At 69.7% G+C, this 24,765-nt stretch carries 27 protein-coding genes; 16 read left to right on the forward strand and 11 right to left on the reverse strand.

Annotation, left to right across the window (positions count from 1 at the left end; all coding sequences use genetic code 11):
- Positions 1–46 precede the first annotated feature (46 nt).
- The 7 genes from typA to HD600_RS10915 all read left to right on the forward strand — a co-directional run bounded on the left by typA (position 47) and on the right by HD600_RS10915 (position 6,524).
- On the forward strand, positions 47–1,960 hold the full coding sequence (gene typA, locus HD600_RS10885; protein ID WP_184283638.1) for a translational GTPase TypA: 1,914 nt from the start codon (positions 47–49) through the stop codon (positions 1,958–1,960).
- Positions 1,961–2,075: 115 nt separating this feature from the next.
- Complete coding sequence (locus HD600_RS10890; RefSeq protein ID WP_184283639.1) at positions 2,076–2,840, forward strand: AzlC family ABC transporter permease; 765 nt, start codon at positions 2,076–2,078, stop codon at positions 2,838–2,840.
- The gene (locus tag HD600_RS10895) at positions 2,837–3,151 is read left to right on the forward strand and encodes an AzlD domain-containing protein (protein WP_144795636.1); all 315 of its coding nucleotides are present in this window, start codon (positions 2,837–2,839) and stop codon (positions 3,149–3,151) included. The genes HD600_RS10890 and HD600_RS10895 overlap by 4 nt, the downstream gene beginning before the upstream one ends.
- Before the next feature lie 37 nt (positions 3,152–3,188).
- Positions 3,189–3,611 carry a histidinol dehydrogenase gene (locus HD600_RS10900; RefSeq protein ID WP_184283641.1) on the forward strand — a complete coding sequence of 141 codons (423 nt, stop codon included), beginning with the start codon at positions 3,189–3,191 and terminating at the stop codon, positions 3,609–3,611.
- Between the two features lie 9 nt (positions 3,612–3,620).
- Positions 3,621–3,941: a ferredoxin gene (fdxA, locus tag HD600_RS10905; RefSeq protein ID WP_144795635.1), complete on the forward strand. Its 321-nt coding sequence runs from the start codon at positions 3,621–3,623 to the stop codon at positions 3,939–3,941.
- 5 nt (positions 3,942–3,946) lie between these two features.
- Entirely contained in the window at positions 3,947–5,059 is a 1,113-nt protein-coding gene (gene dapC / locus HD600_RS10910; RefSeq protein ID WP_184283643.1) for a succinyldiaminopimelate transaminase, read from the forward strand.
- 169 nt (positions 5,060–5,228) lie between these two features.
- Positions 5,229–6,524, forward strand: a complete 1,296-nt coding sequence (locus tag HD600_RS10915) for a citrate synthase (protein WP_184283645.1) — start codon at positions 5,229–5,231, stop codon at positions 6,522–6,524.
- A gap of 76 nt (positions 6,525–6,600) precedes the next feature.
- On the opposite strand, the gene HD600_RS10920 is transcribed toward HD600_RS10915, so the two are convergent.
- Together HD600_RS10920 and dapD are read right to left on the reverse strand one after the other, a co-directional pair.
- Positions 6,601–8,049 (reverse strand): DEAD/DEAH box helicase, encoded by a 1,449-nt coding sequence (locus HD600_RS10920; RefSeq protein WP_184283647.1) that lies wholly within the window; start codon positions 8,047–8,049, stop codon positions 6,601–6,603.
- A 242-nt stretch (positions 8,050–8,291) separates the two neighbouring features.
- Positions 8,292–9,236 carry a 2,3,4,5-tetrahydropyridine-2,6-dicarboxylate N-succinyltransferase gene (gene dapD / locus HD600_RS10925; protein ID WP_144795631.1) on the reverse strand — a complete coding sequence of 315 codons (945 nt, stop codon included), beginning with the start codon at positions 9,234–9,236 and terminating at the stop codon, positions 8,292–8,294.
- A gap of 88 nt (positions 9,237–9,324) precedes the next feature.
- On the opposite strand from dapD, the gene dapE reads away from it, so the two are divergent.
- The 3 genes from dapE (at position 9,325) to HD600_RS10940 (ending at position 11,851) form a co-directional block, all read left to right on the forward strand.
- Positions 9,325–10,398 (forward strand): succinyl-diaminopimelate desuccinylase, encoded by a 1,074-nt coding sequence (dapE, locus tag HD600_RS10930; protein WP_184283649.1) that lies wholly within the window; start codon positions 9,325–9,327, stop codon positions 10,396–10,398.
- The gene (locus tag HD600_RS10935) at positions 10,380–11,594 is read left to right on the forward strand and encodes a hypothetical protein (protein WP_184283651.1); all 1,215 of its coding nucleotides are present in this window, start codon (positions 10,380–10,382) and stop codon (positions 11,592–11,594) included. The genes dapE and HD600_RS10935 overlap by 19 nt, the downstream gene beginning before the upstream one ends.
- 89 nt (positions 11,595–11,683) lie before the next feature.
- Positions 11,684–11,851 (forward strand): DUF3117 domain-containing protein, encoded by a 168-nt coding sequence (locus HD600_RS10940; protein WP_144795628.1) that lies wholly within the window; start codon positions 11,684–11,686, stop codon positions 11,849–11,851.
- Between the two features lie 89 nt (positions 11,852–11,940).
- Here HD600_RS10940 and HD600_RS10945 read toward each other — a convergent pair whose 3' ends face one another.
- The gene (locus HD600_RS10945) at positions 11,941–12,576 is read right to left on the reverse strand and encodes an O-methyltransferase (RefSeq protein ID WP_184283653.1); all 636 of its coding nucleotides are present in this window, start codon (positions 12,574–12,576) and stop codon (positions 11,941–11,943) included.
- Between the two features lie 80 nt (positions 12,577–12,656).
- Between HD600_RS10945 and HD600_RS10950 the strand changes: the two genes are divergently transcribed.
- Positions 12,657–13,070, forward strand: a complete 414-nt coding sequence (locus HD600_RS10950) for a twin-arginine translocase TatA/TatE family subunit (protein WP_184283655.1) — start codon at positions 12,657–12,659, stop codon at positions 13,068–13,070.
- A gap of 6 nt (positions 13,071–13,076) precedes the next feature.
- Here the strand turns inward: HD600_RS10950 and HD600_RS10955 are convergent, their stop codons facing one another.
- From HD600_RS10955 to HD600_RS10970, 4 genes are read right to left on the reverse strand one after another with little or no spacing between them, the layout of a single operon-like run.
- Positions 13,077–13,580: a hypothetical protein gene (locus HD600_RS10955; RefSeq protein WP_184283657.1), complete on the reverse strand. Its 504-nt coding sequence runs from the start codon at positions 13,578–13,580 to the stop codon at positions 13,077–13,079.
- A 12-nt stretch (positions 13,581–13,592) separates the two neighbouring features.
- Complete coding sequence (locus HD600_RS10960; RefSeq protein ID WP_184283659.1) at positions 13,593–14,735, reverse strand: P-loop NTPase; 1,143 nt, start codon at positions 14,733–14,735, stop codon at positions 13,593–13,595.
- Entirely contained in the window at positions 14,732–15,298 is a 567-nt protein-coding gene (locus tag HD600_RS10965; protein WP_184284825.1) for a DUF1003 domain-containing protein, read from the reverse strand. Before HD600_RS10965 ends, HD600_RS10960 begins: the two co-directional genes overlap by 4 nt.
- Positions 15,298–16,563, reverse strand: coding sequence for a magnesium transporter MgtE N-terminal domain-containing protein (locus tag HD600_RS10970; protein WP_184283661.1), 1,266 nt, complete (start codon positions 16,561–16,563; stop codon positions 15,298–15,300). Before HD600_RS10970 ends, HD600_RS10965 begins: the two co-directional genes overlap by 1 nt.
- A gap of 67 nt (positions 16,564–16,630) precedes the next feature.
- Here HD600_RS10970 and HD600_RS10975 point away from each other — a divergent pair, with 67 nt between their 5' ends.
- Genes HD600_RS10975 through HD600_RS10985 form a run of 3 tightly spaced genes read left to right on the forward strand, consistent with a single transcriptional unit; the run spans position 16,631 to position 18,616 of the window.
- Positions 16,631–17,341: a YflT domain-containing protein gene (locus HD600_RS10975; protein ID WP_422120159.1), complete on the forward strand. Its 711-nt coding sequence runs from the start codon at positions 16,631–16,633 to the stop codon at positions 17,339–17,341.
- A gap of 34 nt (positions 17,342–17,375) precedes the next feature.
- Positions 17,376–17,969 carry a magnetosome magnetite crystal formation protein family gene (locus HD600_RS10980; protein WP_184283663.1) on the forward strand — a complete coding sequence of 198 codons (594 nt, stop codon included), beginning with the start codon at positions 17,376–17,378 and terminating at the stop codon, positions 17,967–17,969.
- A complete protein-coding gene (locus HD600_RS10985; RefSeq protein ID WP_184283665.1) occupies positions 17,966–18,616 on the forward strand; it encodes an alpha/beta hydrolase family protein in 651 nt (216 codons plus the stop codon). The genes HD600_RS10980 and HD600_RS10985 overlap by 4 nt, the downstream gene beginning before the upstream one ends.
- Before the next feature lie 27 nt (positions 18,617–18,643).
- Here the strand turns inward: HD600_RS10985 and HD600_RS10990 are convergent, their stop codons facing one another.
- Together HD600_RS10990 and HD600_RS10995 are read right to left on the reverse strand one after the other, a co-directional pair.
- Positions 18,644–19,252 (reverse strand): YdcF family protein, encoded by a 609-nt coding sequence (locus HD600_RS10990; protein WP_338402220.1) that lies wholly within the window; start codon positions 19,250–19,252, stop codon positions 18,644–18,646.
- Positions 19,249–20,646, reverse strand: a complete 1,398-nt coding sequence (locus tag HD600_RS10995) for an aminopeptidase P family protein (RefSeq protein ID WP_144795620.1) — start codon at positions 20,644–20,646, stop codon at positions 19,249–19,251. The genes HD600_RS10990 and HD600_RS10995 overlap by 4 nt, the downstream gene beginning before the upstream one ends.
- Positions 20,647–20,682: 36 nt before the next feature.
- Between HD600_RS10995 and HD600_RS11000 the strand changes: the two genes are divergently transcribed.
- Positions 20,683–21,060, forward strand: coding sequence for a DUF3054 domain-containing protein (locus HD600_RS11000; protein WP_338402221.1), 378 nt, complete (start codon positions 20,683–20,685; stop codon positions 21,058–21,060).
- Positions 21,061–21,239: 179 nt separating this feature from the next.
- On the opposite strand, the gene HD600_RS11005 is transcribed toward HD600_RS11000, so the two are convergent.
- Positions 21,240–22,259, reverse strand: a complete 1,020-nt coding sequence (locus tag HD600_RS11005; RefSeq protein WP_184283667.1) for an endonuclease/exonuclease/phosphatase family protein — start codon at positions 22,257–22,259, stop codon at positions 21,240–21,242.
- An 85-nt stretch (positions 22,260–22,344) separates the two neighbouring features.
- On the opposite strand from HD600_RS11005, the gene HD600_RS11010 reads away from it, so the two are divergent.
- Positions 22,345–23,214, forward strand: a complete 870-nt coding sequence (locus HD600_RS11010) for a PHP domain-containing protein (protein ID WP_184283669.1) — start codon at positions 22,345–22,347, stop codon at positions 23,212–23,214.
- A gap of 20 nt (positions 23,215–23,234) precedes the next feature.
- On the opposite strand, the gene HD600_RS11015 is transcribed toward HD600_RS11010, so the two are convergent.
- Entirely contained in the window at positions 23,235–24,755 is a 1,521-nt protein-coding gene (locus HD600_RS11015) for a DEAD/DEAH box helicase (protein ID WP_144795617.1), read from the reverse strand.
- Positions 24,756–24,765 lie beyond the last annotated feature (10 nt).

Below are 24,765 nucleotides of genomic sequence, written 5' to 3' on the forward strand. Positions count from 1 at the left end.
ACCGTCGGCATCCCGGCGCATCCCACACCCCTTTTAGGAAACCTGCATGGCGCACGCCCTCCGCTCTGACCTCCGCAATGTCGCTATCGTCGCGCACGTCGACCACGGCAAGACCACTCTCGTCGACGCCATGCTCCGTCAGACGGGCTCCTTCGGCGAACACGCCCACGTCGATGAACGTGCGATGGACTCGAACGACCTCGAGCGCGAGAAGGGCATCACGATCCTCGCGAAGAACACCGCGATCACCTACAAGGGTGAGCACGCCGGTGGACGCGAGATCACGATCAACGTGATCGACACCCCCGGCCACGCCGACTTCGGTGGCGAGGTCGAGCGCGGCCTGTCCATGGTCGACGGCGTCGTCCTGCTCGTCGACGCCTCCGAGGGTCCGCTGCCGCAGACGCGCTTCGTGCTGCGCAAGGCGCTCGAGGCGAAGCTCCCCGTCATCCTCCTGGTCAACAAGACCGACCGTCCCGACGCCCGCATCGTCGAGGTCGAGGAGGAAGCCCAGGACCTGCTCCTCGGTCTCGCAGGCGACCTCGTCGACGACGTCCCCGATCTCGACGTCGACGCACTGCTCGACGTCCCGGTCGTCTACGCCTCCGGTCGCGCGGGTGCTGCCAGCCGCAACCGCCCCGACAACGGGAGCCTCCCCGACAACGACGACCTCGAGCCGCTCTTCGAGGCGATCCTCGAGCACGTTCCCGCCCCCTCCTACGACGACGAGGCGCCGCTGCAGGCCTGGGTCACGAACCTCGACTCCAGCCCGTTCCTCGGCCGTCTCGCGCTGCTGCGCGTCTTCAACGGCACGCTCAAGAAAGGCCAGACGGTCGCCTGGGTGCGCTCGGACGGCACCACGAGCAACGCCCGCATCACGGAGCTGCTGAAGACCCGTGCACTCGAGCGCTACCCGGCCGAGTCCGCCGGTCCCGGCGACATCGTCGCCATCGCCGGCTTCGAGAACATCACCATCGGCGAGACGATTGCCGACCCCGAGGATGTGCGTCCGCTGCCGGCGATCACCGTCGACGACCCGGCCATCTCGATGACGATCGGCACCAACACCTCGCCGCTGATGGGCAAGGTCAAGGGCCACAAGCTCACCGCTCGGATGGTCAAGGACCGTCTCGACAAGGAGCTCATCGGCAACGTCTCGCTCAAGGTCGTCGACATCGGACGCCCCGACGCGTGGGAGGTCCAGGGTCGCGGTGAGCTCGCGCTCGCCATCCTCGTCGAGAACATGCGCCGCGAGGGCTTCGAGCTCACCGTCGGCAAGCCGCAGGTGGTCACGAAGAAGATCGACGGCAAGGTCTACGAGCCGTTCGAGCACCTCACGATCGACACGCCGGAGGAGCACCTCGGCGCGATCACGCAGCTGCTGGCGAACCGCAAGGGTCGCATGGACAACATGACCAACCACGGCACCGGCTGGGTGCGCATGGAGTTCATCGTCCCCTCGCGCGGACTCATCGGGTTCCGCAGCGAGTTCCTCACCACGACCCGCGGCACCGGCATCGCGAACGCGATCTCGCACGGCTACGAGCCCTGGGCCGGCCAGATCGTCACGCGCCAGAACGGCTCGATCGTCGCCGACCGTCAGGGTGTCGTCACCCCGTTCGCCATGATCGCCCTCCAGGAGCGCATGTCGTTCTTCGTGCAGCCGACGCAGGAGGTCTACGAGGGCATGGTCATCGGCGAGAACTCGCGCGCCGACGACATGGACGTGAACATCACCAAGGAGAAGAAGCTCACGAACATGCGTGCCGCGAGCTCCGACTCCTTCGAGTCGATGACGCCGCCGCGCCAGCTGACGCTGGAGGAGAGCCTCGAGTTCGCCCGTGACGACGAATGCGTCGAGGTCACGCCCGAGGCCGTTCGCATCCGCAAGGTGATCCTCGACCAGACGATCCGCGGTCGTGAGGCCTCGCGGATGAAGCGCCAGGACGCCAACGCGTAAGCGTCACAGCCGCCACGAAGCCCCGCTCCCCGGATCATCCGGAGGGCGGGGCTTCGTCGTCGGTGACCGAAGCCGTGTTCGTGGTGGGGGAGTGCGGCGCGTCAGAATGATCATCATGGGTTCAACACAACGGGCGGAGGTCGCCCCCGACGACGCGCATGCGCGCCGCGAGGTGTGGCGCGAGGGCCTCGGCGTCGCGATCGCCACCGGCGCCTACGGGATCTCCTTCGGCGCACTGTCGGTGGCCTCAGGACTCGACGTCTGGCAGACCTCCGTGCTGAGCCTTCTCATGTTCACCGGCGGCTCGCAGTTCGCCTTCGTCGGCGTCTTCGGCGCCGGGGGAGTCGGCGCCCTCCCCGCGGCCGTCGCCTCTGCGGCCCTCCTCGGTGTGCGCAATCTCGCCTACGGCATGCGGATGTCGCCGATCATCGGCCGGGGGGTACTCCGTCGTGCGGTCGCAGCGCAGGTCACGATCGATGAATCGACCGCGGTGGCGATCTCGCAGCCGACGACACCGCTGCGCCGGCTCGGGTTCTGGGTGACCGGTCTCGGCGTCTTCGTCGGGTGGAACATCGCCACCCTCCTCGGGGCGCTGCTGGGCGATGTGCTCGGCGATCCGCGCGCGTGGGGGCTGGACGCCGCCGCGGCCGCCGCCTTCCTCGCCCTGCTGTGGCCGCGCCTCAAGGAACGGCAGGCGATCGCCGTCGGCGTGGCCGCCGCTGTGATCGCCGCATGCCTGACCCCGTTCATCATGCCGGGGCTGCCGGTGCTGATCGCCGCGACCGTCGCGGTGGTCGTCGGCTGGTTCAACTGGTTCGCGCGGAGGAACGGCGGCGCGCGCCACGGCGAGTCCGGCACCGGTCAGGGGGCGCGAACATGAGCGTCTGGAGCGCCGTGCTGCTGGCGGCGTGCATCTGTGTGGCGCTGAAGGCGTTCGGATATCTCATCCCCTCCCACCTGCTCGAGGCGCCGCGTCCCGCGCGCATCTCGGATCTCCTGACCGTGGCGCTCCTCGCCGCTCTCGTGGCGGTGCAGACGCTCGGGGACGGACAGGCAGTCGTCGTGGACGCCCGGATCCCCGCGGTGCTCGTGGCGGCGGGGCTTCTCCGCCTGCGGCAGTCCTTCCTCGTCGTGGTGGTCGCGGCGGCAGCGGTCGCCGCGCTCCTGAGGTACCTGGGGTGGGCGGCCTGACGCGTCGGCGCCCTGTCGGCACGCGTAAGATCGCACCGTGCCCTCCTGGTTGACTCGTACCCTGTCCTGGATCGCCGCCGCTCTGGTCGGCGTCGTCTACGGTGCTGCGGGGACGATCGCGCACAGCCTCATGTGGGGCCCGGTGCCCGTCGGCCTGCTCGTCGGTGCCATCGCATGCGCAGCCCTGCTCGTCGCCGTGCGGTCTCTGACGCACGACCGGGGGGCCACGGTGGCGACCGCGATCGGGATGATCGGGATTCTGCTGATCATCTCCGGGCCCGGGGCGGGAGGGTCGGTGATCGTGCCGAACACGCCGATCGGTCAGGTGTGGATCTACCTGATCTCGGCGATCGCTCTGCTCGTGATCGCCTGGCCGAATCTGCGTCGCACGCCGCGCGGCACCCCCGCCGCGACGGCCTCGGTCGCTCAGAGCGAACCGGACAGGGGCGACGCGACGTAGACTGGAGGGGTGACGTATGTGATCGCCCTTCCGTGCGTCGATGTCAAGGATCGAGCCTGCATCGACGAGTGCCCCGTTGACTGCATCTATGAGGGCGAGCGATCGCTGTACATCCACCCCGACGAATGCGTCGACTGCGGCGCCTGCGAGCCGGTGTGCCCCGTCGAGGCGATCTACTACGAGGACGACCTGCCCGACGAGTGGCAGGACTACTACAAGGCGAACGTCGAGTTCTTCGACGAGATCGGTTCGCCCGGCGGTGCGGCGAAGGTCGGCGTCATCAAGCACGACCACCCCATCATCGCCGCCCTCCCGCCTCAGGGAGAGTAGGCGTCGTGGGGGTCAGGGATCTCGCCGACTACCCGTGGGATGCCGTCGTCCCGTTCCGCGAGCGCGCGGCAGCGCACCCGCAGGGACTGGTGGATCTCTCGATCGGATCGCCGGTCGATCCCACCCCCGAGGTGATCCGCACAGCGCTCTCCGCGGCCACCGACGCGCACGCGTATCCGCAGAACATCGGGACGCCCGCGCTGCGTGAGGCGATCGTGGGTTGGTACGCGCGTCGACGCGGAGTGCCTGGACTGTCGGTCGACGAAGTGATGCCGACGGTCGGCTCCAAGGAGCTCGTCGCACTGCTTCCGACGCTGCTCGGCCTCGGTGAGGGCGACATCGTCGTCCATCCCCGTGTCGCCTACCCGACGTACGAGGTCGGCGCGCGCATCGCCGGTGCCACCCCCGTCGCGGCGGACGACCCGGCTTCCTGGCCCGATGGGGCGAAGCTCATCTGGATCAACAGTCCTGGGAACCCCGACGGCCGCACGTGGAGCGCGGAGGAGCTCACGCTCGCCGTGCGTCGCGCGCGAGAGCTCGGAGCGGTGCTCGCGAGCGACGAGTGCTACGCCGAACTCGGCTGGGACGGGCCGTGGGCGGAGGAGACCATCCCCTCGGTCCTCGATCCGCGGGTGACCGACGGGTCGCGGCGCAACCTGCTCAGCGTCTATTCGCTCAGCAAGCAGTCCAACCTCGCCGGCTATCGGGCCGCCTTCGTCGCGGGGGACGCCGAGGTGATCGCCGACCTGCTGCGGGCGCGCAAGCACCTCGGCCTCATGATGCCGTCGCCCGTCCAGCAGGCGATGGTCGTCGCGCTGGGCGACGATGAGCACGTCGCCGCGCAGAAGGAGCTGTACCGGGTCAGGCGGGATCTCCTGCTGCCCGCCCTGCAGACGGCGGGCTTCCGCATCGACGGCTCTGAGGCTGGCCTGTACCTCTGGGCGACCGAGGACCGTGACGCGTGGGAGTCGATGGCGCGGCTCGCCGACCTCGGCATCCTCGCCGGGCCCGGCCCTTTCTACGGGACGGACTCCGCTCGTCACGTCCGTCTCTCCCTCACGGCGCCGACGGAGCGGATCGAAGAGGGTGCCCGGCGGCTGGTGCGCGTGGCTCTGTAGGATCCCACGGCGATCTTCCGGCCCCTCTTGGCGGATGTCACAGTTGGCTCATCGGGCGACTAGGCTGTAGAGGCGATTCGGTCGGGACCCGACCAGGCGCTCGGCGCCGTGCATCGCCCCTCGACGAAACAAGACCGACATGGTCGCATACACGTACTAGGAGGTCCGCGTGAGTGCAGCGGGAGACCAGCAGGCCAAGGCCACTCTCACGATCGGCGAGACCACGGCCGACTTCCCGATTCTGCGCAGCACTGCCGGCGCGGACAGCATCGACTTCTCGACACTGACCAAGCAGACGGGCTACACCGGCCTGGACTACGGCTTCGTCAACACGGCGTCGACGAAGTCGGAGATCACCTTCATCGACGGTGATCAGGGAATCCTCCGCTATCGCGGGTACCCGATCGAGCAGATCGCGAAGAACTGCACCTACCTCGAAGTGGCGTGGCTGCTCATCTACGGTGAGCTCCCCACCCCGGCTGAGCTCGCGGACTTCGACGAGCGCGTGCGCCGTCACACGCTCCTCCACGAGGACCTCAAGCACTTCTTCTCGGCCCTGCCGCACACCGCGCACCCGATGTCGGTGCTGTCCTCGGCCGTCGCCGCCCTCTCGACCTACTACGAGGGCCAGACGGACCCGAACAACCCGGAGCACGTCGAACTGAACATGGTTCGCATGCTCGCCAAGCTCCCGGTCATCGCCGCGTACGCGCACAAGAAGAGCGTCGGACAGGCCTTCCTCTACCCGGACAACTCGCTGAGCTTCGTCGACAACTTCCTCAAGCTGAACTTCGGGGTCAACTCCGAGCAGTACGAGATCAACCCGGTCATGTCCAAGGCGCTGGAGCTCCTGCTCATCCTCCACGAGGACCACGAGCAGAACGCATCGACCTCCACCGTGCGGCTGGTGGGGTCGACCGGTGCCAATCAGTTCGCGTCGATCTCCGCCGGCATCCAGGCGCTCTCCGGGCCGCTGCACGGCGGTGCCAACGAGGCGGTGCTCAGCATGCTCGCCGAGATTCGCGACTCCGGTCAGGGCGTTCAGCGCTTCGTCGAGCGCGTCAAGAACAAGGAAGAGGGCGTCAAGCTCATGGGCTTCGGCCACCGGGTCTACAAGAACTACGACCCCCGTGCCAAGCTCGTCAAGGAGGCGGCCGACGAGGTGCTGCGCGAGCTCGGCGTCACGGATCCGCTCCTCGACCTCGCCAAGGAGCTCGAGGAGATCGCTCTCGCGGACGACTACTTCAAGGAGCGTCGCCTGTACCCGAACGTCGACTTCTACACCGGCGTCATCTACAAGGCGATGGGCTTCCCCACGCGTATGTTCACGGTGCTGTTCGCGATCGGCCGGCTTCCCGGCTGGCTCGCCCAGTGGCGCGAGCTCAACCTCGACAAGCAGACCAAGATCGGTCGCCCGCAGCAGCTGTACACGGGCGCTGCCGAGCGCTCGTTCCCGACGCGCTGAGACCACGGGAAAGCCCCGGACGTCCGAGAGGACATCCGGGGCTTTCTCGTGCGATCAGAGGCCCGAAGGGCGGTGATCAGCGAGCGTTGGAGCCGCCGCCCTGCGCGCGACGCGGGCGCCGGGTGTCGACGCGCTGTCCGACCTGCAGGCCAGTGCGCTGCTGACCGCCGGAGCGCTGACCCTGCGCGGCGGGCTGGCCCTGCGCGCTCTGGCCCTGGCCGCCATGGCCCTGCGGGCGACGGCGACGGCGGGCGGGGGAGCCTGCAGCGGGCGTGCCGCCCTGCTGCGGCTGGCGCGGCTTCTTCGGCTGCTGGCGCTGCTGCTGCTGCGCCTGCACCGGTACCGGCTTGACGTGTGCTGCGCGCTCTCCGACGAGTTCGTCGACGATTCCCGCGTTGACGGCCTCGAGCTCTGCGGAGATCTGCGCCTTGCGGAGCAGGTCCTTCACATCGCGACGCTGTTCGGGGAGCACGACGGTGACGACCGTGCCTGCGGCACCGGCGCGAGCGGTGCGACCGGAGCGGTGGAGATAGGCCTTGTGCTCCATCGGCGGGTCGACGTGGACGACGAGGTCGACGTTGTCGACGTGTACTCCGCGCGCGGCGACATCGGTCGCCACCAGCACGCGGACGCCGCCGTCCGCCGGGTCCGCGGAGAACGCGCTGAGGTTGCGCTCACGGGCGTTCTGCGACAGGTTGCCGTGCAGGTCCACCGCCGGGATGCCGGCGGCGGTGAGCTGCTTGGCGAGCTTCTTCGCCTGGTGCTTCGTCCTGGTGAACAGGATGCGGCGACCGGTGCCGGAGGCGAGCTCACGGACGAGCACCGTCTTGTGCTCGGTCGACGTGGTCACCAGAACCCGGTGGGTCATCTCGCCGACGGGGACGCTGGCTTCGTCGACCTCGTGGCTGACCGGATTGGAGAGGAAGCGCTTGGCGAGCGAGTCGATGCCGCGGTCGAGCGTGGCGCTGAACAGCAGCCGCTGGCCACCGGTCGGGGTGGCGGCGAGGATCCGGGTGACGCCGGGGAGGAACCCGAGGTCGGCCATGTGATCGGCCTCGTCGAGCACGGCCACCTCGACGGAGTCGAGGGAGACGAGCTTCTGCTTCATGAGGTCTTCCAGGCGACCGGGGCAGGCCACGACGATGTCGACGCCGCTGCGCAGCGCCTGCTCCTGCGGGCGCTGGCTGACACCGCCGAAGATCGTGGTGACGCGGAGCCCTGCGGCCTCGGCGAGCGGGGCGACGGTGGCGGCGATCTGCGTGGCCAGTTCACGCGTGGGGGCGAGGACGAGGCCACGGGGGTGCTGTGCACGGGTGCGCTTCTGCGAGGCGCTCAGCCGAGCGACCAGCGGAAGGGCGAAGGCGATGGTCTTGCCGCTGCCGGTGCGGCCGCGGCCGAGGAGGTCGCGGCCGGCGAGGGAGTCGGGAAGCGTGTCGCGCTGGATGGCGAAGGCTTCGGTCTTGCCGTCCGCGGCGAGCACGTCGGCGAGGCGTGCGGGCACGCCGAGATCAAGGAAACTGGGCATTGAGATACTCCGTGAGCGCGTGACAGTTCACGCGCGGCTAGGGGGTGGGCGACCGCGCACAGGAAGTGCGCAGAGGTTCGCCGTTCGAAACGCCAACTGGTGGAGGAGCAGTCCTGCTCGCTTCGGTCCGTGAGGACCCCGTGTCGACGACGCAGTGGCCCGATGTCGGGCAACCCTGCAAGCCTAGCAGAGCACCACACGCCGACCCTGAGCGTGGGGCGGGCGGCGCGTTCTCCGGTGGATCAGGCGTGCAGCGCCTCGTTCAGCGTCACGCCGACGCCCGCGCGCTGCTTCGCCTCGATCGCCCCGGTGACGGAGTTCCGCCAGAAGAGCAGACCGTCCGCTCCGCTCAGCTCCGCCGCCTTCACGACGGGCCGGCCGCCGTCTGCGGTGCGGGGGCCGTCGACGAGGACGACCTTCGATCCCGCTGTGATGTAGACACCGGCCTCGAGGATGCAGTCGTCGCCCAGGGCGATGCCGAGGCCGGAGTTCGCGCCGAGCAGCGTGCGCTCGCCGATCGAGACCCGCACCGTCCCGCCGCCCGAGAGCGTGCCCATGATCGAGGCGCCACCGCCGATGTCGCTGCCGGCGCCCACCACGACGCCCTGGGAGATGCGACCTTCGACCATCGAGGCACCGAGGGTGCCGGCGTTGAAGTTGACGAAGCCCTCATGCATCACCGTGGTGCCGGGGGAGAGGTGCGCCCCGAGGCGCACGCGCGCAGCATCCGCGATGCGGACACCGGCGGGCTGGACGTAGTCGGTGAGACGGGGGAACTTGTCCAGGCCCTGCACCTGGATGCCGTGCCGGCGCAGGTGCGGCTGCAGCCGCGCCGCGTCATCCGGGTGCATCGGGCCGGCGTTGGTCCACGCGACGTTGGGGAGGTGGCCGAAGATGCCGTCGAGATTCAGCGCGTTCGGCCGCACGATCAGGTGCGAGAGCGCGTGCAGACGGAGGTAGGCGTCCGCGGTCGAGGCCGGTGCCTCGTCGAGGTCGATCTGCAGGCTGATCGCCTTGATCGTCACGTTGCGGCGGTCGTCGCCGCCGGTGAGATCCGACAGGGAATCCGTGGTCTCGCCCTCGGGGATCGGGCCGTCGAACACGCGCGGGTACCACGCGTCGAGCACGGTTCCGTCGCTCGCGATCGTCGTGAGGCCGACACCGGACACCGTGCGCGCGTTGTTCATGCCTCAACGCTATCGAATCCTGCGTGCCGTCCGACGCCGTGAGACATCACAAGGGGCAGTGGCGAGTGCGAGGTCATAGGCTGGACGCATGCTGCTCGATCCGACCGTGTCCGCCGTGGAACTCACCCGTGCGATCTGCGACATTCCGAGTGTCTCCGGTGACGAGAACGCGCTCGCCGATGCGATCGAAGCCGTCGTCGCCCCGCTCCCGCATCTCGAGGTCATCCGGCACGGGAACACGGTCGTCGCCAGGACGAACCTCGGCAGGGCGCAGCGCGTCGTCATCGCCGGCCACATCGACACCGTCCCGATCAACGACAACGTCCCGACCAGATTCGTCGACATCGACGGCGTCGCGCACCTGTGGGGACGAGGCACCGTCGACATGAAGGGCGGTGTGGCCGTGCAGCTCAAGCTCGCGGTCGAACTCGTCGGCCCAGCGGTGGACATCACCTGGATGTGGTACGACAACGAGGAGGTCGCGGCATCCCTCAACGGCCTCCGCCTGCTCTCGATCGATCGCCCCGATCTCTTCGCCGCGGACTTCGCGATCCTCGGAGAGCCGTCGGACGGTCAGGTGGAGGGCGGCTGCAACGGCACCCTGCGTGCGATCGTCCGCACCCATGGCGTACGCGCGCACAGCGCGCGGGCGTGGATCGGCGAGAACGCGATCCACGCGGCCGCACCGATCCTCCGCCGCCTCGCCGAGTACCGCGCCAAAGAGGTGCACGTGGAGGGGCTCGCGTACCGCGAGAGCATGAGCGCTGTGCGCATCTCCGGTGGGGTCGCCGGCAACGTCATCCCGGATCTGTGCGAGGTCGAGGTCAACTACCGCTTCGCTCCCAACAAGGATGCAGCGGCCGCCGAGACGCATCTGCGCGGTGTCCTCGAGGGCTTCGACGTCGAGATCACCGATGCCGCAGACGGGGCGCGCCCCGGGCTCGATGCCCCGATCGCGCAACAGTTCGTCGCCGCGGTGGGCGCCGTCCCGCGGCCCAAGTACGGCTGGACGGATGTCGCGCGGTTCAGTGCTCTCGGCATCCCCGCGGTGAACTACGGACCCGGTGACCCCCACCTCGCACACCACGATGAGGAGCGCGTCCCGCTCGCGCAGATCGAGGCCGTCGAGCAGGGTCTGCGGGCGTGGCTCACCGCGCAGTGATCCGCGCGGCGCGCCACCTGGCGCGCACTCCGCTGCTCGTGCGGATCGCCTTCGTCTATCTCAGCGCCCGGGTGGTCACCACGGTGTTCCTCCTGCTCGCCGCCGAGCGGTCGGGGCCGGGTTCCCGGTTCGGCGCGGATGCGACCATTGGGAGCTTCGTGGTCGGTTGGGACGCCCAGTGGTACTGGCTGGTCGCGTGGGAGGGGTATCCGTCTGTCCTGCCGCTGACACCGTCGGGGGCCGTCGCCGAGAACGCCTGGGCGTTCATGCCGGTCTACGCGTACGCCGCGCAGATCGTCGGACTCCCGTTCGGCTCGTGGGGTGGCGGGGCGCTGCTGATCTCGCTGGCCGCCGGATACCTCGCCTGCGTGGCGCTCCACCGGCTGCTGCGGGGGCGCATCGGGACATCGGCGGCGATGTGGGCCGTGGTCTTCTTCGCCTGGGGTCCGCTGGCCGCACTGTTCCAGGTGGGGTACGCGGAGACGCTGTTCCTCCTGCTCCTGCTGGTCGCGCTCGATCTCGTCGCGCGCCGCCGATACGGCTGGCTGTACCTCCTCATCCCCGTGATGGCCTTCACGCGGCCCGGAGTGCTCGCCTTCTCTCTGTACCTCGCTCTGTACGGGATCATGCGCTGGGCCGGACGGTGCCGGGATCCGCTGCCCGGCCGCGAGATCGTCCACATCGTCGCGCTCGGACTCCTCGCGGCCGCGACCGGTCTCTCATGGCAGGTCATCGCCGGGATCGTCACGGGCGATCCCGGTGCGTATCTCGCGACGGAACTCGCCTGGCGTCGGAACTGGGGCGTCGCGGACGGGCCGTTCATCCCGTTCGAGGGGTGGGTGCAGGCGTCGCAGTTCTGGTTCGGGCACTGGGGGATGCCGCCCTCGTGGGGGCCCGTCGCCCTCGGCCTCCTCGTGCTCGCGGCTGCGGCGGCACTGTTCGCGGCTCCCGTGCGGCGCCTCGGTGCCGACCTGCGGTTGTGGAGTGCGAGCTACCTGCTGTACCTGCTGGCGGTGTTCTTCCCCCAGTCGAGCACGTTCCGGCTCCTGCTTCCGCTGGCGCCGCTGACCGGTGCGCTCGCCGTGCCGCGGTCCCGGTGGTACCGCCTCGCCGTCCTGCTGGTGTGCGTGGCGGGGCAGTGGATGTGGATCGACCAGATGTACGCCCAGGGGAGCAGCTTCTGGCAGGTGCCGTGACCGGCGACGAGGCCGTGTGGCCTGGCGGCGACCGGGGCGGAAGTCTACCGATAAACTTGATGCATACCACCGAGGGAAAGGGAGCCACGATGGCAGCGATGAAGCCGAGGACCGGAGACGGGCCGATGGAGGCCGTGAAGGAGGGACGACTCATCATCGTGCGGGTTCCGCTCGAAGGCGGCGGTCGTCTCGTCGTCTCAGTCAACGATGAAGAGGCGAAGGAACTGCACGACGTGCTTTCCGGCGTCGTGAGCTGACGCTCCGACATCACGGGCGGTGGATCCTCGGATCCGCCGCCCTTCGTCGTCTCCGGAGGCCGCAACCGTCCTCGTCGTGCGCGGTCCGCTCAGTCGGTGCGGACGCTGACGAGCTGCAGGAGCCCCTCGCCCGCAGTGGAGATCGCGGCGAGCACGGCCGGCGACTCCTGCGTCTCTTGGATCAGCGACCGGTAGGCGCGGGTCACGTCATCCCGCTGGACGGGATCAGCCGCCTTGCCGCCGGCGAGGACACGGGGCACGGCGACGACGCCGCCGGTGCGCACCAGACGGAGGCCGTGCTCGACGTACTCGATCACGTTCTCCGGGTCGGCATCCACGAGCACGATGTCGTAGGCGCTCTCGTTCATGCGGGGGAGCACGTCCGCTGCGCGTCCGGTGATGAAACGTGCACGCGTGGAGGGCACCTTCGCCTCGGCGAAGCTGCGCCGAGCGGCGGCGAGGTGCTCCGGCTCGTTGTCGATCGAGGTGAGCACCGCCTGCGGGGCTCCGCGCAGCATCCACAGGCCGGAGACGCCGGTTCCCGTGCCGATCTCGACGATCGACCGCGCTGCGGTCGTCGCGGCGAGCACCGCGAGTTGCGCCCCCACCGCGGCGCTCACCGAGGACACCCCCAGCTCGCGTGCGTGCGTGCGTGCACGCGCGATCGCCGTCGGTTCGATGACCGCCTCGCGGATGTACCGTGCGTTCGCGTCGTTCTCGCTCATGTCTTCTCCTCGACCTGCCGTCTCCAGGGTATTGCGCTGTCACGGTCATCGCTCGCAGGCGCGGCGGGTAGCCTGTGTACATGGATTTCGGCCTGACCTTCGAGAAGCTGCTTCTCATCGGAGTGATCGCTGCGATCATCATCGGTCCGGAGCGTCTGCCGAAGGCGGCCGAGAGCTTCGCGCGGTTCGTGCGCAAGGCCGGCGAGTACCTTCGCGACACCAAGACGAGGATGCGCGACGAGCTCGGTCCGGAGATCGATGACGTCGACTGGCGCAAGCTCGATCCCCGTCAGTACGACCCGCGGCGGATCATCAGAGATGCCCTTCTGGAGGACGTCGCCGCCGCGACGACCACCGCCACCGCCACGAAGGCCGCTCAGACACCCGCCGACGTGCCGACGGTGCCGACCGACGGCCCGTCGAGGCGTCCGCCTCGGCTGCGGCCGGAGTTCACCCGCGACTCCCCGCCGCCGTTCGACCTCGAGGCGACCTGAGCCCGGTCAGATCTTCGCCTTCAGCACGGCGACATCGGCGTCGCTGAGCAACGCGCGGGGGATCGCCGTGACGGCGGACGAGCCGACCAGCTGCAGGACGGCGGCGTGCTTGCCGACGCGCACGGACCGGAACGTCGAGTACGCCATGTCGGAGACGCCGCGGGTGGAGACGAGCTTCACCGACTTCTCGCCCACTTCCACGCGCATCGAGGTCCCCGCCGGCATCGCTGTGCTGATCGCCCGTCGGACGGATGCGCGCGTGAAGACGACGGACGCGACCGCGAGTGCGGCGATGGCGAGCATCGTGATCGTCAGCGTGCTGCTGCGTTCCTCGTCGGCCGTACCGATCAGGGTGAGGACGACCACGTTGACGGCGAACGCCGCGACAAGGGTCGTGTACGCGATCACCGCCAGGGGTCGCGTGAGCGTGTAGATGAGGACATCCCACGAGACGAGGCGGATCATCTCCGCGTCGACGGTGACGGGGCGGGAGGAAGGTTCAGGGGCCACCGGTCGAGTCTTTCACGACTCGTTCGCGTCATGACGCGCGACGGACATCGGCAATGGTCTGCCGGAGAGTCCGCGTCCGCGCCCGACGAGGCGGTCCGCCAGGGTGGTGATGGCGCGAGCGGCGGAGTCGTCTGGTTGTCCGACCACGACCGGGATGCCGGCGTCCCCGCCCGCACGCAGCGCGGGACTCAGCGGAACGGATGCCAGAAGCGGGACCTCGTCGTTCGCCTGCGAGAGCGCGGCGGCGACCTCGGTCCCTCCGCCGGAACCGAACAGGTCCATGGTCGTGCCGTCGGGGAGAGTGAACGCCGCCATGTTCTCGACGACGCCGATGACCCGCTGGCCGGTCTGGCGGGCGACCAGTCCACTGCGGATGGCGACGTCGGATGCCGCGGACTGCGGCGTGGTCACCACGATCACCTCGGCGTGCGGAAGGATCTGACCGATCGAGATCGCGATGTCCCCGGTGCCGGGAGGCATGTCGATGAGGAGGACGTCGAGGTCCCCGAAGAACACATCCGTGAGGAACTGCTGGACGGTCCTGTGCAGCATCGGCCCGCGCCAGGCGACGACCGCCTCACTGTCGCGCAGGAACATCCCGATCGAGATCGTCTTCACTCCGTGTGCGACCGGCGGCAGCATGAGGTCGTCGATCCGTGTGGGCTGCGTTCCTGCGGGGATGCCGAGCAGCCCCGGGATCGAGAACCCGTGCACATCGGCGTCGACGAGTCCGACCGCCAGTCCCCGCGACGCGAGGGAGACGGCGAGATTCGCCGTGAGCGTCGACTTGCCCACTCCGCCCTTGCCGCTGGAGACGAGGATCACCCTGGTGAGCGAGTCGGGACCGAACGGCATCTGCCGTGCCGGGCGTCCGTCCCGCAGCTTCTCGGTGAGCGCGCGGCGCTCGGCCGGCGTCATCACCCCGACATCGACGGAGACGTCATCGATGCCCGCCACGGATGCCGCGGCGCGGCGCACGTCGCTCTCGATCCGGTTGGCTGCGGGGCATCCGACGATCGTCAGCGCGATCCCCACTGATGCCGCGCCGCCGTCGACGGAGATCTCGCGCACCATGTCGAGCTCGCCGATCGGGCGGCGCAGCTCAGGGTCCGTCACCGAGGCGACGGCCTGGCGGACGCGATCGACGAGGCTCACGGTCGTGGGAGGCGCGGCCGGGTCGGGATCGGCCCCGTCCGGGTATCCGTGGCGTCCCCGTCCTGGTCGTCGTCCAGGTCGGCCAGCAGGGCCCGCAGCTCCTGCCGCAGCACGTCACGCGTCACCGCCTGGGCATTGCGCTCCTCCAGGGACATGCGCAGTGCGACGATCTCCCTCGCCAGGTACTCGGTGTCGGCGAGGTTGCGCTCGGCGCGCTGACGATCCTGCTCGATCTGCACCCGGTCCCGGTCGTCCTGCCGGTTCTGTGCGAGCAGGATGAGCGGGGCGGCGTAGGACGCCTGGAGGGAGAGGATGAGGGTCAGCGCGGTGAAGCCGAGCGCTGCGGAGTCGAAGCGCCACCAGCCGTTCGCCTCGGCGAGCACCGTGTAGAACATCCACAGCGCGCAGAACAGGGTGAGAAGCGCCAGGAAGATGGGCGTTCCCATGGCGCGCGCCACCCACTCGGTGAAGCGGCCGAACCGATCGCGGGACTGCGGCGTCCGAGGGCGCGTCGTTCCGCGTCCGAGCGGAGCATCCAGGCCTGAGCGGTCGTTGCGGGCCATCATCGTGCACCTCCCTGGGTGAGGGAGTCGTCGGCGTCATGGGTGCGCCAGTCGTCGGGCAGCAGGTAGTCGAGGACGTCGTCGATGCTCACCACTCCGACCAGGCGCCCGGCCGCGTCGACAACGGGGAGCGACACGAGGTCGTAGCTGGCGAGCAGACGGGCGGTCTCTGCGGCGGATGCCGATACCGAGATCGGCTCCATCGTCTCGTCCACGATCGCGCCGAGGCGCTCGTGCGGCGGGTAGCGCAGCATCCGCTGGAAATGCACCACGCCGAGGAGGCGACCGGTCGGGGTCTCGAAGGGCGGCAGGGTGACGAAGACCGCGGCGGCGAGGGCCGGATGCATCTCGTGCCGACGGATCAGCGCGAGCGCCTCTGCCACGGTCGCGTCGGCGGACAGGATGATCGGCTCGGTCGTCATGAGACCACCGGCGGTGTCGGGGGCGTAGCTGAGCAGCGTGCGGACGTCCTCCGCCTCCTCCGGCTCCATGAGGTCAAGGAGCTGTTCGAGTCGCTTCTTCGGCAACTGGGCGAGGAGGTCGGCTGCGTCGTCCGGCTCCATGTGGTCGAGGATGTCGGCGGCGCGTTCGTCGCCGAGGCCGTCGAGGATGTGGACCTGATCCTCCTCCGGCATCTCCTCGAGCGCGTCGGCGAGCCGGTCGTCGGAGAGCTCCTCCGCGACCTCGATCAGGCGCTGCTGGGGAAGGTCCAGGAGTGTCGTCGCCAGGTCGGCGGCGTGCAACTCCGAGTACGACGCGACGAGCTGCTCGGCGGATTGCGATTCACCGGGCGCGCGCTTCTCGACGACCTCGTTCCACACGGCGAACGTCGTCGGACCCTTCGCGAAGGGCGAGGCGCTCGTCTTGGGCTTGCGGAGGAAGAGCTGACTGACGTCCCAGTCGCCCAGCCGGTTCGGCTCGATCGCGACGTCCTCGATGACCGCACTGCCGCTCCCGTCGGCGAGCTCGACCCTGCGGCCGAGCAGCTCCGAGAGGACGCGGACCTCGCCGGGGCGGGGCTGGAAGCGGCGCACGTTGATGAGCCCGGTCGTGAGCACCTGGCCGGCGCGGATCGAGGTCACACGGCCGATCGACATGAACACATGGCGGCGGCCGGGGATCTCCACCACGAGACCGATCACGCGGGGCGAGGCCGTACTTCGATACACGACGACGACATCCCGGACCTTGCCGAGCCGGTCGCCGACGGGATCGAAGACGGCGCAACCTGCCAGGCGCGCGACGAATACCCGTTGTGTGCTCACGCTCCCAGCGTAGTCCGCGGGGCCGCCGTCTCGGGCTGCGGGCGGGCCCGCATGGAACAATGGAGGCATGAGCATGTTGAACCGTCCGGCCACGGGCGCGCCCGTCGGTGAGACCGTCACGACGGTCCGTGATTACGAGGCCGCGCAGAAGGCGGTCTCGACGCTGATCTCCGCCGAGGTCCCCGCCCGCGACATCGCGATCGTCGGCCAGGGCGTGCGCACGATCGAGCGGGTCACCGGGCGCCTCGGCTATGCGGCGGCGGCCCGTTCCGGAGCGATCAACGGCGTGCTCATCGGGCTGCTCCTCTCGGCGATCCTCGTCATCGGGAACCCCGACGCACCCATCCAGCTCTTCGTCGGTTTCGTGTTCATCGGCGTCGCGCTCGGCATGATCCTCAGCCTCGTGACGTACGCGATCGTCCGCCGCCGCCGTGACTTCGCCAGCGTCACGCAACTGGCCGCCGACCACTACGACGTCACCGTCATGGCCGCATCCTTGGCCAAGGCCCGCGACGCACTGGGCGTCTCGGCGCGCACCAAGGTCGTGCGCCCTCCGGCCGACCTCACCGAACCGCCGCGCTACGGCGAGCGGATCGCTCCGGGGACCGACCCGGCAGCGCAGACCCCTGCGGGTCACATGATCCCGCCGCGCCCCGCCGCACCGGGCCCCCAGTACGGCGAGCGGGTGGGGCAGGACGCGCCGACGGCACCGGCCGAGGACGCAGGCGACGCAGACGCCGCCGAGGCGGAACCGCGCGACGACGACACGCGTCCCTGACCGTACTCAGCCTGACGCGCGCCGAGGAGACACCATGAGCACGCAGACGCCGTACACCGCCGCACCGCAGGCCTACGCGCAGCATCCGGCAGTCGGGACGCACGCTCTGCCGCCCCGTCTCTCGGGCGGAGCGGAGACGCGCGGGGGACACGCACTGCCGCCGCACCCGGCGCCGCACCCGATGCAGGGCCGGGCCGCGCAGAGTCCTCAGCCGCCATACGGGTCGTCCGCGACGCCCCCCACCGGCACGCTCTCCTGGGCGCTCGGGTTCTTCGTCCTCGTGCCCGTGCCGTTCCTCAACGGCACGATCGCCGGTGCAGCCATGGCGTTGTCGTACGGTGCGTCCGCCAAGCGCGGGGCCCTCGCGAAGGAGAATGGCCGTCATGCGGCGAACTGGGGCCTGACGTACTTCTGCCTTTCGTGGGCACTGTTCCTGGCGTACTTCTTCCGGAACATCTGGGCGGTGCCCGGTGACGACGCAAGCGGCCTCCTCTCCGCCGCTGTTCCGTTCGGACTGACGGTGGTGCTGGCGCTCACGCACATCGTCATCGTGGTCGTCGGGACGGTCCGGTCGTACGGCGGTCGAGTGATGCGGGTGCCGTTCGCGATCCCGTTCGTGCGCGCATGACCCTCACGGTCGCACTCCCGCGAGGAGCAGTCGAGGTCACCACGGCGTGGACACCCGGTGACGGGCGCGGCGCGGTGATCGTCGCGCACGGCGCAGGTGCGGGGATGGAACACCCCTTCCTGGTCGGCTTCACCGAGGCGCTGAACACCGTCGGATTCTCGACGCTGCGGTTCAACTTCCCCTACCGCGAGCAGGGGAGGCGGATGCCGGGGCCGGCAGCGCACGCGATCGCGACGTGGCATGCCGCCGTCGCCCATGTCCGCGGACGAGAACCCGCGGGCCCGGTGTGGGCCGCGGGGAAGTCCTACGGCGGCCGCATGGCATCGATGGCCGTGGCCGAAGGGCTCGAGGTGGACGGACTGATCTACCTCGGTTACCCGCTGCATCCCCCCGGTTCGCCCGAGAAGCTCCGTGCGGCGCACCTGCCGGCGATCGCCGCACCGCAACTGTTCGTCGAGGGGACCGCCGACCCGTTCGTGCAGCCCGTCTCACAACTCGAGGAGGTCGTCGCGACCTGCCAGGATGCCCGCATCGAGTGGGTCGAGGGCGGCGGGCACTCCTTCGAGGTCAAGGGCGCCAAGCGCCCGGCCGACGAGGTCGGCGCGTCACTTGCCCCCATCGTTGACGCCTTCACCGCATCGCGCTGAGGGGCCAGGGCCGCCCGAAGCTCGGACTCAGCGGTGCTGCCAGCGGAACAGCAGCAGGCGCAGCGCTGCGCCGATCTTCATCGGCACGATCTCCCCGAACCGGTGCTCGTCGGCACGCACCAGGCGCTCGGCGAGGTCGGGCCGCTGCTGCCACAGGTACTCCCGTGCGACCTCGGCGTGCGGTGAGTTCGAGACGATCTTGATCACCTCGGCGTCCTCGATGAGATCGATCGCGTTCTCGATGTTCTCCCACGTCGACCGGCTGTCCGGCTCGAGTACGATCCGCCCGGTGTAATCGAGCTCCTCGCGCGCATACCGCTCCATGATGACGGCCTCAGGGGTGTCACCCTCCACCGTCCCGCCGCACATCACGAGGGTGCTGTCGGCGGCCCGGTCCAACGAGCGGATTCCGGCGCGGACGCGATAGCGGTTGACGTAGTTCGCCCGTTCGCCGCGGTTGCCGTAGCCGAGAACCAGGACGGCCTCGGTCGCCCCCGCCGGTGCCGGCGACTGCGAGGTTCCCAGCGAGCTCCAGCTCGATCGCCAGTGCACGTACTCCGCCCACGCCGCGGCGGCGGAGTACGCGGCGAAGCCGGTCCAGAACAGCCGGCGCACGAGGCTCGTCGGCCTGCTCACACCTGAGGTCCGCGGGCGATCCACGCCTCGACCTCGTCGGCAGTGCGGGGGATGTCGGCGGAGAGGTTCACCGGGCCGTCCTCGGTCATGAGGATGTCGTCCTCGATGCGCACACCGATCCCTCGGAGCTCCTCCGGGACGGTCAGGTCGTCGATCTGGAAGTAGAGCCCGGGCTCGATCGTGAACACCATGCCGGGCTCCAGCACGCCGTCGTAGTACATCTCGCGACGCGCCTGTGCGCAGTCGTGCACATCGATGCCGAGGTGGTGGGAGGTGCCGTGGACCATGTACCGGCGGTGCTGCCCACCGGCATCGGCATCCAGGGCCTCATCGGCGCTCACGGGAAGCAGACCCCATTCGGCGGTGCGCTTCGCGATCACGGCCATGGCGGCCTCGTGCACCTCACGGAACCGCACACCGGGCCTGGCCGCAGCGAACGCCGCATCCGCCGCCTCGAGGACGGTGTCGTACACGCGTCGCTGCACCTCGGTGAACGTGCCGTTCACCGGCAGCGTGCGGGTGATGTCCGCGGTGTACAGGCTGTCGGCCTCGACACCCGCGTCGACGAGGATGAGATCGCCGGGGATCACCGCGCCGTCGTTGCGCGTCCAGTGCAGGTAGCAGGCATGCGGGCCGGACGCGGAGATCGTGTCGTATCCCTCGCCGTTGCCGTCCTCGCGCGCCCTCCGGTGGAAGACACCCTCGACCACGCGCTCTCCGCGTGCGTGCTGCGCCGCCTCCGGCAGGGCGCGGATGATGTCGTCGAACCCGCGCGCGGTGATCTCGACGGCGCGGCGCATCTCGGCGATCTCGTACTCGTCCTTGACCAGACGCAGCTCCGACACGAAACGTGCGAGGTCGGGATCGGCGAGCGTCACGTCATCGTCGGACGCGGTGAAGGCGGCGAGATGGTCGGTGGCGACGTCGAGGTCCGCGGCGACTCCGGCCAGCGAAGGACGCGGGCCGATCCAGAACTCGCCGACCGTGGCGTCGGCGTAGAACTCGGTGGTGGTGCGGTCCGCGCGCTCCCGGAAGTGCAGGGTCACATCGTGGCCGCCGTCGGTCGGCTCGAACACGAGCACGGAGTCCGGCTCGCTGTCGGCGGCCCAGCCGGTGAGGTGGGCGAACGCCGAGTGCGCACGGAACGGGTAGTCCGTGTCGTTGCTGCGCTGCTTGAGCGACCCCGCCTCGATCACCAGCCGCTTGCCGGGGAAGGCGGCGGAGACCGCGGCACGACGGGCGGCGGCGTAAGCCGCCTGGGGGCGCGCGGCGGGCAGCGACTCGGGGCGCTCGGCCCATCCGGTCGAGATCGTGTCGAGGAATCCGCGGGGGAACGGCTGCTTGCGGTTCGTGACGGGGGCTTCTTCGATCGTCTCGTTGTCTGCGGTGCTCATCCATCCAGTCTCTCACTCCTGCGTAGGCTGGGGAATGTGGTGATCCTCATCGATCTCGTGCTGGTGGCGGTGTTCTGCGTCATCGGGCGCCTCTCGCATGCCGAGGGCATCCTCGGCGATCTGCCGGGGCTCGCGAACACCGCCTGGCCGTTCCTGCTGGCCACCCTGATCGCCCACGCCGTCCTGCTGTGGCGGCGGACGCAGGCCGACCGCGTGCTGCCGGGCGTGTTCGTCTGGGCGGTCACCGTCGTCCTCGGGCTGCTGCTGCGCTGGATCAGCGGGCAGGGCACGGCGCTGCCGTTCGTCATCGTCACCGCACTCACGCTCGCGGCCTTCCTCATCGGCTGGCGCGCCGTGCTCGCTCTCGTGCGGCGGATGCGGAGACGGCAGGGCAGCGGCGCGCGCGCCGACTGATCGCCTCTGAGGGGTTCCGCCGTCCGCGACTCCGGTCACAACTCCGGAGTTTCTCGCGCGTTCCGCGGATTCTCGGGCGCAGTGGTGCCTGTTCGGCCGGATTCTCCGGAGTTATGCCCGCAGCAGCAGCAGCAGCAGCGGCAGCGGCAGCGGCAGGGCGGCGGCAGGGCGGCGGCTGCTCAGCCGGCGGGCTCGAGCTGCACGACGAGCGCGCGGTGGTCGGACCCGGCGGCGTCCAACACCAGCGAGCCGGTGGGGTTCCAGTTCCCACTCGCCATGATGTGGTCGATCGGTGCGCCGAGGAGCTCCGGATACTCCGCCGGCCAGGTGCCGGTGAGCCCGGTGCCCGTTCGGGATGCCGCGTCGAGGCAGTAGCCCATGTCGCCGCCGCCGAGACCGAGAGCGGCCATGTGGTCGAGCGTCGCGTTGAAGTCACCGGCGAGGATGAAGTCGCCGTCGGCCGGGCACTGGTCGGCGATCCAGTTGAGATCGGACTGCCAGCGGTCCATCGCCTCGACGCGCGGAGCCACGGCGTGCACCGCGACGATGGTGGGGCCCGACCCGTTCACCGGCATGACCACGGCACTGGGCACCGAGCTGGTGTTGCTGGAGCCGTCCTCGGACGAGGCGATCACGGAGTAGTCGCCGAGGTCGGGGGAGATGAGGATGGTCGTCTCCCACGCCTGCGGGCCGTTCTCGACGTTGCCGAACTGCACGTGGTGCACCCACATCGGATGCCCCTGATCGCGCAGCATGACCGCGATGCGCTCGCCGACGGACTCCGCCGTCTCCGGGAGGGTCACCACGTCGACCTCATTGGCGAGGATGGCGTCGGCGATGGTCTCTGCGGAGACGGCTTCGCCTGCTGTGTTCCAGGTGAGCACCCGCACGCTCGAGTCCGTGGGAGCGGGCAGTGCCCCCGAGCCGAACCCGCGCATCACGCCGATCGCTCCGGTCGCCGCGGCGCCGAGCAGCGCCACGATGAGGATGGATGCCGCGAAGCCGCGCAGCGGTCGGGCAAGAAGAAGCAGCAGCGACAGCAGCGCGATCGCGAGGAACGCGGCGAGCACCACCCCGCGCACGGCGACCAGTTGCGCGAACGGGAAGGTCTGCTCGAGCTGGAAGAACTGCGGCCACACGACGATCGCCGACGCGATCGCGAAGAGCACGGTGAGGAGGACCCCGAACAGTCGAAACATCGCTATGAGCCTAGGGGCGCACGCTGTGAATCACCTGCCGCGACGCCGCCGCGCCCTCGCGAGATCGCGGCGCTAGTCTCGAAACATGACCGATGTGCAGAACTTCGCGGGCCCCGCCGACCTGCACATGCATTCGAACCACTCCGACGGGACCGAGAGCCCGGCTGAGGTCGTCCGGCAGGCGCACGCGCACGGCATCCGCACGCTTGCGCTGACCGACCACGACCGCACCACCGGATGGGGTGAGGCGGGGGAGGCCGCCGCATCCCTCGGCATGACGTTCCTCCCCGGCATGGAGCTGTCCGCGAAGCACCACTGGCGCAGCGTCCACGTGCTGGGCTACCTGTTCGACCCCGAGGATGCCGCGCTGCGCGCCGAGACCGACCGGATCCGCGAGGACCGGGTGGGCCGGGCGGAGCGCATCGTCCGCAACATCGGCCGCGACTACGACCTGTCCTGGGCCGACGTGCTCGCCCAGACGACGACGGATGCGACGGTCGGGCGCCCGCACATCGCCGACGCGCTCGTGGCGCGTGGCATCGTCGGCGACCGCGCCGAGGCGTTCGACGGCATCCTGCACCCCCGCGAGGGGTACTACGAGCCGCACTACGCTCCCGATCCGCTCACGGCCGTTCAGCTCATCACCGGGGCGGGGGGAGTGGCGATCATCGCGCACCCCGTGACGGCGGGACGCGACCGGATGATGCCGGTGGCGTTCATCGAGGAGCTCATCGCGGCAGGTCTCGGCGGGTTCGAGATCGATCACCGGGAGAACACCGAGCAGGGCAAGAAGATGCTCCATCGCCTCGCCGACGCCCACGACCTCATCGTCACCGGATCCAGCGACTATCACGGGGCGGGAAAGCCGAATCGCCCCGGCGAGAACACGACGTCCACCGAGATGGTGGCGCGCATCATCGCCAGGGCGACAGGGACACCGCCGCGCCACGCCTGAGCGCGGCGCGGCGGTGAAGATCAGGCGCCGGTCGGCGCCGCACCACCGGAGCGACGACGACGGCGGCGACGCTGCGGCGCGGGCTTTCCGTCGCGGTGCTCGCGCGTCGCGTCTCCGTCGTGGGTGCCTGCACCCTCGGCGTCGCGGTCGACGGTCGGGGTCGTGCCGGTGGCGGTCGAGGGCGACGAGCCGCCGTCCTCGGTGAACGTCGATCCGACCTTCTCGCCCTGGGAGCTGCGGCGGCGGCGACGGCGACGGCGGGTGGTGCCCTCGTCCGTGCCCTCCGCGGCGACCTCTGCGGCCTTCTGGGGCTGACGCTGGCGACGCTCGGACGCCGGCTTCTCAGCCTTCGGCGCCGTCGTCAGTCGTCCCTTGGTGCCCTCGGGGATGTTGAGGTCGGTGTACAGGTGCGGGCTTGAGGAGTACGTCTCGACGGGCTCGGGCTGGCCGAACTCGAGCGCCCGGTTGATGAGGGCCCACTTGTGCAGGTCCTCCCAGTCGACGAAGGTCACGGCGATGCCGGTCTTGCCGGCGCGACCGGTTCGTCCTGCCCGGTGCAGGTACGTCTTGTCCTCATCGGGGATCGTGTGGTTGATGACGTGGGTGACGTCGTCGACGTCGATGCCGCGCGCGGCGACGTCCGTGGCGACGAGGACGTCGCGCTTGCCGGCCTTGAAGGCGGCCATCGACCGCTCACGCTGCTCCTGGCCCATGTCGCCGTGCACGCCGCCGACGTTGAAGCCGCGGTCGCTCAGCTCGTCGACGAGGCGCTGCGCTGCACGCTTGGTGCGGGTGAAGATCACGGTCTTGCCGCGGCCCTCCGCCTGGAGGATGCGCGCGATGACCTCGTCCTTGTCGAGCGAGTGGGCACGGTAGACGAGGTGCTTGATGTTCGCCTGCGTGAGGCCCTCGTCGGGGTCGTTGGCGCGGATGTGGATCGGGTTCGACATGAACCGACGGGCCAGCGCGACGATCGGGCCGGGCATGGTCGCCGAGAACAGCTGCGTGTGACGGACGGCGGGAACCTTCTGGAAGATCTTCTCGATGTCGGCGAGGAATCCGAGGTCGAGCATCTTGTCCGCCTCGTCCAGCACGACCTCGGTCGCGTGGGAGAGGTCGAGCAGGCGCTGACCTGCGAGGTCGATGAGGCGGCCCGGCGTGCCGACGACGATCTGCGCGCCGGCCTTGAGCTGGTCGATCTGCCCCTCATAGGCCTTGCCGCCGTAGATGGCGACGACGCTGGTGGAGCGGTTGCTGGTGAGCAGGTCGATGTCCTCGTACACCTGCACGGCCAGCTCACGGGTCGGAACGACGATGAGCGCCTTGACGCCGGGTTCCGGGTCCTTGCCGAGGCGCTGGACGACGGGGATGCCGAAGCCGAACGTCTTGCCGGTACCGGTCTTGGCCTGGCCGATGATGTCCTGGCCGGGAAGGCCGAGCGGGATGGTCTGCTCCTGGATGGGGAACGCGTCGACGATGCCCTTCGAAGCGAGCGCGTCGATGATGTCCTGATCGATGTCGAGATCAGCGAAAGAGGTCACTTTTGTCTTT

It is taken from the genome of Microbacterium ginsengiterrae (genome assembly GCF_014205075.1).
GTDB classification, from domain to species: domain Bacteria; phylum Actinomycetota; class Actinomycetes; order Actinomycetales; family Microbacteriaceae; genus Microbacterium; species Microbacterium ginsengiterrae.

What these genes read in the sequence shown, in the direction of transcription:
- typA (WP_184283638.1), top strand. Translation starts at nt 47, where the DNA reads ATGGCGCACGCCCTCCGCTCTGACCTCCGCAATGTCGCTATCGTCGCG.
- HD600_RS10890 (WP_184283639.1), top strand. Translation starts at nt 2,076, where the DNA reads ATGGGTTCAACACAACGGGCGGAGGTCGCCCCCGACGACGCGCATGCG.
- HD600_RS10895 (WP_144795636.1), top strand. Translation starts at nt 2,837, where the DNA reads ATGAGCGTCTGGAGCGCCGTGCTGCTGGCGGCGTGCATCTGTGTGGCG.
- HD600_RS10920 (WP_184283647.1), bottom strand. Translation starts at nt 8,049, where the DNA reads ATGCCCAGTTTCCTTGATCTCGGCGTGCCCGCACGCCTCGCCGACGTG.
- dapD (WP_144795631.1), bottom strand. Translation starts at nt 9,236, where the DNA reads ATGAACAACGCGCGCACGGTGTCCGGTGTCGGCCTCACGACGATCGCG.
- dapE (WP_184283649.1), top strand. Translation starts at nt 9,325, where the DNA reads ATGCTGCTCGATCCGACCGTGTCCGCCGTGGAACTCACCCGTGCGATC.
- HD600_RS10940 (WP_144795628.1), top strand. Translation starts at nt 11,684, where the DNA reads ATGGCAGCGATGAAGCCGAGGACCGGAGACGGGCCGATGGAGGCCGTG.
- HD600_RS10945 (WP_184283653.1), bottom strand. Translation starts at nt 12,576, where the DNA reads ATGAGCGAGAACGACGCGAACGCACGGTACATCCGCGAGGCGGTCATC.
- HD600_RS10950 (WP_184283655.1), top strand. Translation starts at nt 12,657, where the DNA reads ATGGATTTCGGCCTGACCTTCGAGAAGCTGCTTCTCATCGGAGTGATC.
- HD600_RS10965 (WP_184284825.1), bottom strand. Translation starts at nt 15,298, where the DNA reads ATGGCCCGCAACGACCGCTCAGGCCTGGATGCTCCGCTCGGACGCGGA.
- HD600_RS10975 (WP_422120159.1), top strand. Translation starts at nt 16,631, where the DNA reads ATGAGCATGTTGAACCGTCCGGCCACGGGCGCGCCCGTCGGTGAGACC.
- HD600_RS10980 (WP_184283663.1), top strand. Translation starts at nt 17,376, where the DNA reads ATGAGCACGCAGACGCCGTACACCGCCGCACCGCAGGCCTACGCGCAG.
- HD600_RS10985 (WP_184283665.1), top strand. Translation starts at nt 17,966, where the DNA reads ATGACCCTCACGGTCGCACTCCCGCGAGGAGCAGTCGAGGTCACCACG.
- HD600_RS10995 (WP_144795620.1), bottom strand. Translation starts at nt 20,646, where the DNA reads ATGAGCACCGCAGACAACGAGACGATCGAAGAAGCCCCCGTCACGAAC.
- HD600_RS11005 (WP_184283667.1), bottom strand. Translation starts at nt 22,259, where the DNA reads ATGTTTCGACTGTTCGGGGTCCTCCTCACCGTGCTCTTCGCGATCGCG.
- HD600_RS11010 (WP_184283669.1), top strand. Translation starts at nt 22,345, where the DNA reads ATGACCGATGTGCAGAACTTCGCGGGCCCCGCCGACCTGCACATGCAT.